This is a genomic window from Streptomyces longispororuber (assembly GCF_014656095.1).
GTDB classification, from domain to species: domain Bacteria; phylum Actinomycetota; class Actinomycetes; order Streptomycetales; family Streptomycetaceae; genus Streptomyces; species Streptomyces longispororuber.
The window spans coordinates 1-7,455 of the sequence record NZ_BNBT01000250.1 but is presented as its reverse complement, the minus strand read 5'-3'; the positions used below and the strand labels follow the sequence as shown (position 1 = coordinate 7,455).

Below are 7,455 nucleotides of genomic sequence, written 5' to 3'. Positions count from 1 at the left end.
GTCCGCCGCGCAGCGCGCGGCGGTCGCGGGCGCCGCGGCTCGGGGTGCCCGGCCGGGTCGAGGACCGCGGCGGCGAGCGTCAGCGCCCGCAGCCCGTCGGCGAGCGCGTGGTGGAACTTGAAGAGCACGGCGAAGGACGCGCCGTCCGCGCCCGGCAGCACGTGCGCCTCCCACGGCGGCCGGTCCCGCTCCAGAGGGCGCTGCATCAGCGCCCCCGCCGCCTCGTGGAAGTCCCGCACGGGCGCTGCGAGCTGTACGTGGTCCCGCGGGTCGAAGCCGGGCGCCGGGCGCCGCGCGGCGCCGCCCGGGGGCAGCAGGACGGGCCGGATGCGCAGCCGCAGGCCCGGCACGGCGGCGGCGCGGGCGGCCAGGAGGTCGGCGGCGTGCGCGGCGGACGAGGACGAGGTGGCCGTGAAGACGCCCAGGGCCCCGAGGTGCATGGGGTGTTCGGGGGTCTCGATGCTCCAGAAGGCGAGATCGAGTGGTGCGAGCAGGTCTGAGCTCTCAGAGGTCATGGCTTGCTCTCGCGTCGATGACGGTGAGCAAGCAGACAACCACCCTCGGACAATTACGGTCAAGTACGATCTAGATACGCACAGTTAACAGGGGGCCGCTGCGCACCCGCGGCCTCCGTACCGCCACCTCGGTCGTTCCTCTTCCCGTGGTCGTCTCGTTCAGCAGAGCAGGAGACCAACGGGAGGAAGCACGTGTCCGGACAGGGCGTACGAGAAGTGGTGCGGGACATCCTCGCCGAGCGGGCGCCGCGGGAGGCGAGGCTGCTGGACGGGATGGCGTCGCTGAGCGACAGGCAGATCACGCGGGTGTTCCGCCGCTCCCGCACCCGGCGGGACCCGCTCGGCTTCGGCGCCGCCGAAGTGGTCGCGCTGATCGCGCCCGTGGTGTGGCTGGTGGTGAACGAGGTGGCCCAGCGGTCGGCGGCGACGGCCGTGGACGGGGCGAGCCGCTGGGGCCGCGCCTGGGTGCGTCGCGTGCGTGGTCTGCCCGACCCGCCCGCGCAGGTGCCGGCGCTGTCGGGCGGGCAGTTGGAGGACGTACGCCGCAAGGTGGTGGAGCGGGCGCGGGCGTCGGGCCTGGCGGCGGAGGCGGCCGAGGCGCTGGCCGACGCGGTGGTGGCCCGGCTCGCCCTGGCGCCCGGCGATGACTGACACCGGCGTCCTCCGCCGCGACCAGCGTCTGCTCGGGCAGGGGTCGACGCGGCGCTGCGTGCTGTTCCTGGTCCTGGTCGTCACGCTGGTCGCGGGACTGTGGCTGCGCGCGGTCCGGGTGCTCGTCTCCAGCGGGCAGGGCCCGGACGTCCTGGACAGGCCGCACCACCCCTCCCGCGGGCCCTTGCCGCTGGACGCGCTGCGCCTGGTCAAGCTGGAGCTCGCCCGCCCCTACGAGGTCCGGGCCCTCGACAACGCCGAGTCGACCGCCGCGACCGCGGTCGCCGTGACGCTGCTGATCGCCGCCGTCCTTCACCTCGGCGGGTCCGCCTGGCGCAGGCGCCGTCTCGTCCGTATCGGCCCCGAGGACATCCGGCTGTACGCGCCGCTCCGGCAGTTGGCGCTCAGGGCCGGGCTCCGGCGCGTGCCCGCCTTCTCCTACGCTCCGCGGCGCCCCGGCACAGGAGCCGTCACTCTCGGCGCCGCGGGCCGCTACGGCATCGCCCTCGACAACGGCCTGAAATCCGTCCTCGAGGGCGCTCCCTTCTGCGGCTCGCCGTGCGCCTGCGAGCGGCCGGAACCCGCTCGCGTGGTGGCCCCCCCGCCCGGCGGCGCCCGGAACAGGTGCGGCTGGAGCCGGAACGGCCGGTGCCCTCTCGCGGAGCCGTGCCCCGCCCCCGGCCTCGGCCCGTGCGGCGGTGGCGGCCGGTCAGGGAGGCACGGCCGGGACGTGCCGGAGGGCGGCGGGGCGGTGAACGCCACGGAGCCCCCTCCGTGTCCCGCTCTCGACAACTGGTTCCGGGAGACCAGGGACGGGGCGATCTGCGCGGCGGTGGTGCTGCACGAGATGGCCCACGTCCGCAACCGCGACGTCGAACTGGGCAACGCCGTACGGGCCCTGTGGCTGGCCTTCGCCGCCACCACGGTGCTGCCCTACGCGGTGCTGCTCGCCTGGCTCGGCGGAGGTGCCGCCCTCGGCGCCGGGCCCGCGGGGCAGCAGTGCTCGCCCCTGCGGGAAGGATTCCTGGTGGCCCTGCTGGTCACGACGGTGTACGTGGCCTACACCGACATCCTGCGGCACCGCGAGCTCTGCGCCGACCTGGACGCGGTCGACTGGGGCGCCGATCCGCGGGCGTGGCACGTGCTGGCCGAGCAGCAGGTCCAGCGACGCATGGGGCCTCGCTGGGAACTGCGGCACTGGCACAAGGAACCCGAGGACAGTTGGCCGGCCCTGTTCCGCTGGGCGTACGAGACCCGCCTGCTGCGCAGCGGCACACGTCCGTGGCACACCCACCCCGGCTGGTGGTGGCGGATCCGCGCGCTGGAACGCCCGCCCCACCCGGTGGGGGGCTACGGCACGTGGACACAGGCCACGATCCTCACGGGGACGGTGGTGGCGCTGATGCACATGCTCTTCAACGAACTCGCGCACGCCACGGATCTGGCCCCGCTGACGTCGTACCTGTTCTACGGCGGAGCGGTGCTGTGCGTGTCGCTCGGCCGCACCCTCACCGTGCACCCCAACGAGCCCGTGCGCCCGCGGCCGCGGCCCTTCGGCGCCGCGTCCGCGGGCAGGACACGCCGTGCCGTCCTGCTGGGCGGGTCCGTCCTCCTGCTCGTCGTGCTCGACCCGCTCGGGCTCGGCGCGTGACGCGTGGTGACCTGGCGGAACGGCCCGGCGCCGGGCGGCCGCGGCCCTCACATCGGCACGTGCTGCCCCTTGCCGAGGGCGATCACGCCGCCCGGCGAGACCGTGTACAGCTCCTCGTCCCGCTCCGGGTTCACGCCGATCGTGGCGCCGGGCGGGACGTCCACGTTCTTGTCCAGGACCGCGCCGCGCACCACCGCGCCCCGGCCCACGCGGACGTTGTGGTGCAGGACCGAGCCCTGCACCACCGCGCCTTCGGCGACCGTGACGCCGGGTGACAGGACGGACCGCGTCACCTGGCCGCGGATGACGCAGCCGGGGCCGACGACCGACTCCCCCGCGATGCCGCCCGCGCAGAACTTGGCGGGCGGCAGCGAGCCGGGGTGGGTGTAGATGGGCCAGCGGCGGTTGTCGAGGCTGAAGGCGGGCTGGTCCGAGATCAGGTCCATGTGCGCCTCGTAGTACGCGTCGAGCGTGCCGACGTCGCGCCAGTAGCCGTGGTCCCGCGCGGTCTCGCCGGGCACGTGGTTGTCGTCGAAGTCGTACACCTGCGCCAGGCCGCGCTCGGTCAGCATCGGCAGGATGGAGCCGCCCATGTCGTGCGCCGACTCCTCGTCCTCGGCGTCGCGCTGGAGGGCGTCCACGAGCGCCTTGGTGGTGAAGACGTAGTTGCCCATGGAGGCGTACACCTGGCCCGGGGAGTCGGGCAGCCCCGGCGGGTCCTCGGGCTTCTCCAGGAAGCGCTCCACGCGGGAGCCGTCGCGGGCCGGGGTGATCACGCCGAACTGCCGGGCCTCCGCGCGCGGCACGCGGATACCGGCGACGGTGACGCCCGCGCCGGAGTCGATGTGCTGCCGGAGCATCTGCCGCGGGTCCATGCGGTACACGTGGTCGGCGCCGAACACCGCGATGTGGTCGGGCTGTTCGTCGTGGACCAGGTTCAGGGACTGGAGGATCGCGTCCGCGCTGCCCAGGTACCAGCGCGGGCCGAGGCGCTGCTGGGCGGGGACGGGGGTGACGTAGTTCCCGAGCAGGCTCGACATGCGCCAGGTGGTCGACACGTGCCGGTCCAGGGAGTGCGACTTGTACTGCGTGAGCACGCAGATGCGCAGGATGTCGCCGTTGACGAGGTTCGACAGGACGAAGTCGACCAGGCGGTAGGTGCCGCCGAACGTCACCGCCGGTTTGGCTCGGTCCGCGGTGAGCGGCATCAGCCGCTTGCCCGCACCGCCCGCGAGCACGATTCCGAGCACCGAAGGTCCGCCGCGCATCGCCGCCCCTCTCCCGCCCTGTCCGGGCTCTCCCTGGCCTTGCGTCCACCGGTCGGGCGGTGGCGCGTCCGCCGCCTCACGGTCGTGCGTCCCGCCGCCGTGCCGTCCCGCGCGCGCCGTCGCCCGGTCTTACGTCTGCCCCCGGACGGGCGTCGGACCGCGTCCGACCGCCCCGCCCTTCGGCCTACGGGCCCCCGATCCTTGGGTTCCCGCCCACGGGCCCTCCGGGCGCCCGGGGGACGTCACGCCGCCTTGAGGACGTCCTCGTACACCTCCACCGTGCGCCGGGCCACCGCCGTCCACGTGAACTCGCGCTCCGCGCGGTGGCGCCCGGCCGCGCCCATCGCCGCCGCGCGGCGCGGATCGCCCGCCAGGCGGTTCAGGAGCAGGCCGAGGTCGTGCTCGAAGCGCTCCTCGTCACCCGGGTCGTAGGGCGCGAGCAGGCCCGTCGTGCCGTCCGCCACGACCTCGGGTATGCCGCCGACCCGGGACGCGACCACGGCGGTGCCGCAGGCCATCGCCTCCAGGTTGACGATGCCCAGCGGCTCGTACACCGACGGGCAGACGAACACCGCGGCGTGCGTGAGGAGTTGCACGACCTCGGGGCGCGGCAGCATGCGCGGGATCCAGTGCACGCCGTCGCGGGCGCGGCGCAGTTCCTCGAAGAGGGCGCGGAACTCCCGGTCGATCTCCGGTGTGTCGGGGGCGCCCGCGCACAGCACGAGCTGGATGCCGCGCTCCAAATTCCGGGCGGCGCGCAGCAGGTGGGGCACGCCCTTCTGGCGCGTGATGCGGCCGACGAACAGGACGTACGGGCGGCGCGGGTCCACGCCGTGGCGGGCGAGGGCGCCGGTGTCCGGGTCCGGCCGGTACAGCTCGGTGTCGATGCCGTTGTGGACGACGCGCACCTTCGCCGGGTCGACGGCCGGGTAGCAGGCGAGGATGTCCTCGCGCATGGCGGCCGAGACGGCGACGACGGCGTCGGCGGCCTCGACCGCGGTGCGCTCCGCCCAGCTCGACACGGCGTAGCCGCCGCCCAGTTGCTCGGCCTTCCAGGGGCGCAGCGGCTCCAGCGAGTGCGAGGTCACGACGTGCGGGATGCCGTGCAGGAGCTTGCCGAGGTGGCCCGCGAGGTTGGCGTACCAGGTGTGGGAGTGCGCGAGGTCGCGGCCCGCGAGCGCGGCGGCCATGGACAGGTCCACGGACAGGGTGCGCAGCGCGTCGTTGGCGGCGTCGAGGGCGCCCCAGGCGCGGTGGCGCGCGGCGTCGGCGGCGCCCGTGCCCCCGGCGGGCCCCGGGTCGCCGTGGTCCCGGGAGCCCCAGCAGTGGACGTCGAGGTCGGTCAGCGCGCGCAGCTCCCGGGCGAGGAACTCGACGTGCACGCCGGCGCCGCCGTAGACGTCCGGCGGGTACTCGCGGGTGAGCAGTCCCACTTTCACGAGCGTGAGCCCCCCGTCGTCGGCCGGCCCCCTCATGGTCACCCGGCGGGCGCCCCGTGGGAAGACCGCTGCGGCGGCCGGTCGAAACAGCAGTCGCCGCACACGCCGCCGTCCGGGCAGCGGTAGTACAGGCAGCAACTCCGGCGCCGGAAGGAGATGCCGGTCAGGGTGCCGGTGCCGGTCAAGGTGCCGGTGCCGCGCAACTCCGGGAGCGCGAACAGCTCTTGGGCGAGCGCGAGGGCGCGCCGGCCCGCCTCGGGCCGGGACGTGCGCTCCGCCCAGGTGCCCAGTTCGCGCGCCGCGCCCGCGAGGGCCGAGCCCGCGTTGCCCCGCAGCAGCGCCGGGGATATCCGGTGACGGGCGCGCAGCGCCTCGGCGAGCGGCACGAGGTGGCCGTGGTGCACGACGTCGAGGAGGCGCGCGGCGTCGGCCGGGAACGTGCGGTCGCCGCTCAGCCACAGGTCGTCCGGCGACGTGCCGTCGGGGTCCCAGCGCAGCAGCCGGGCGTCCAGGTCGGGGACGCGCCCGAACAGCGCGGCAGGACCCAGCGCGAGCGACCACAGCCGGGCGGCCAGGCCGAGGTGCGCGATGGAGGCGGCGACGCGGGGCTCGGGCGCGGCGAGCCGGGCGGCGACCTTGCGCACGCGCAGGGTCAGCGGGTCGCCCTCCGCTCCCGCGCTGCCGACGTCGTACACCCGTGGGACCATGGGGAGCGCGCCTCGGGGCGGCCGTCCCGTCCGGAGGGCGAAGAAGCCCCCGACGGATCCGACCACGTCCCAGGCTGTCCCGGAGCTGCGAGCTGTCACGGCAGCCAGTACACCAGAACCCCTTGACTTCACGGGTAACCAGACCTGGGGAGGACATATGGGAGGTCGTACTCCATCGGCAGTAGGACGGATTGACTGCTCAGGGACGACGACGTGGCGCGCTGCGCGCGCCATCGTGGACACCATGGAAGCCGACCGCACGCCGCACCGGGAGCCCGCGTACCGCGCGCACCGGAACGACCGGCGACGCCGCCCGCAGCGGAGCACCTCATGAGTGCCCTCGCGCTGTCCGTCCTGCTCTCGCTCGTCTCGGCCGTGGCGTACGCGGGCGGGGCGATCCTGCAGGAGCGGGTGGCGGCGACGGGTGCGGGCCGGCAGTACGCGCCGCTGCGCCGCGGGGTCTGGTGGGTCGCGGTCGTCCTGAACGGCCTGGGCGGGCTGCTGCACGTGGTGGCGCTCGCCTACGGTCCGCTGAGCCTGGTGCAGCCCCTCGGTGCCCTCACCATCGTGTTCGCGCTGCCCATGGCGGCGCTGTTCGTGCGCCGCAGGGCCGGGGCCACCGCCTGGCGCGGCGCCCTCATGGCGACCGTGGGGCTCGCGGGCCTGCTCTCGCTGACGCGGGCCGGCGGCTCCCGGTCCCTGGCCGACGCCGAGCGCGTCCTCCTCGCCGTCGCCACGGGCGGCGCGGTGGTGGTCCTGATGCTGCTCGCGCACGCCGCGCACCGGCACCCGGCGGTGCGCAGCGTGCTGCTCGCCACGGCGGGCGGGATCGCCTTCGGCATCTCCTCGGTGTTCACCAAGACCGTCGCGGTGGACTGGGACGCGCAGGAGCCGCTCACGCGCCAGGTGCCGAGCCTCGCGGTGATCGCGGTGCTCGCGGTCGGCGGCCTGCTGCTCTCGCAGGCCTCCTACCGGGGCGCGGGCCTCGCCGCGCCGCTGTCCACGGTGACGGTCGTGAACCCGGTGATAGCGGCCGCCGTCGGCCTGACCCTGTTCGAGGAATCCTTCCGCTACGGCGCCACGGGCACGGCGGTGGCGCTGGCCTGCGGCGTGGTCGCGGCGGGCGGCCTGATCCTGCTGACGACCGAGCGCCTCGGCGCGGAGACGGCGCGGCCGGAGCCCGCCCCTGAGGCGTCCCCCGGTGCGGGCGGCGCGGGCGCGCCC

The 7,455-nt window shown here is 75.2% G+C and carries 7 protein-coding genes; 3 read left to right on the top strand and 4 right to left on the bottom strand.

The window, feature by feature from the left end:
- Positions 1 to 515, bottom strand: a 515-nt coding sequence (locus tag IE330_RS37205; protein ID WP_229926207.1) for a wax ester/triacylglycerol synthase domain-containing protein, incomplete at its 3' end; no start/stop codon positions are given.
- A 192-nt stretch (positions 516 to 707) separates the two neighbouring features.
- Between IE330_RS37205 and IE330_RS37200 the strand changes: the two genes are divergently transcribed.
- Both IE330_RS37200 and IE330_RS37195 read left to right on the top strand, forming a co-directional pair.
- Positions 708 to 1,166 carry a hypothetical protein gene (locus tag IE330_RS37200; protein ID WP_190140611.1) on the top strand — a complete coding sequence of 153 codons (459 nt, stop codon included), beginning with the start codon at positions 708 to 710 and terminating at the stop codon, positions 1,164 to 1,166.
- Positions 1,159 to 2,817: a M48 family metalloprotease gene (locus IE330_RS37195; protein ID WP_190140610.1), complete on the top strand. Its 1,659-nt coding sequence runs from the start codon at positions 1,159 to 1,161 to the stop codon at positions 2,815 to 2,817. The genes IE330_RS37200 and IE330_RS37195 overlap by 8 nt, the downstream gene beginning before the upstream one ends.
- A 47-nt stretch (positions 2,818 to 2,864) precedes the next feature.
- Here IE330_RS37195 and glgC read toward each other — a convergent pair whose 3' ends face one another.
- The 3 genes from glgC to IE330_RS37180 form a co-directional block, all read right to left on the bottom strand.
- The gene (gene glgC / locus IE330_RS37190) at positions 2,865 to 4,085 is read right to left on the bottom strand and encodes a glucose-1-phosphate adenylyltransferase (RefSeq protein WP_190140609.1); all 1,221 of its coding nucleotides are present in this window, start codon (positions 4,083 to 4,085) and stop codon (positions 2,865 to 2,867) included.
- 242 nt (positions 4,086 to 4,327) lie between these two features.
- The gene (gene glgA, locus IE330_RS37185; RefSeq protein ID WP_190140608.1) at positions 4,328 to 5,524 is read right to left on the bottom strand and encodes a glycogen synthase; all 1,197 of its coding nucleotides are present in this window, start codon (positions 5,522 to 5,524) and stop codon (positions 4,328 to 4,330) included.
- Positions 5,525 to 5,562: 38 nt separating this feature from the next.
- Positions 5,563 to 6,231 (bottom strand): (2Fe-2S)-binding protein, encoded by a 669-nt coding sequence (locus IE330_RS37180; protein WP_190140607.1) that lies wholly within the window; start codon positions 6,229 to 6,231, stop codon positions 5,563 to 5,565.
- 330 nt (positions 6,232 to 6,561) lie between these two features.
- Between IE330_RS37180 and IE330_RS37175 the strand changes: the two genes are divergently transcribed.
- The coding region (locus IE330_RS37175; protein ID WP_190140606.1) for a DMT family transporter at positions 6,562 to 7,455 on the top strand (894 nt) is incomplete at its 3' end.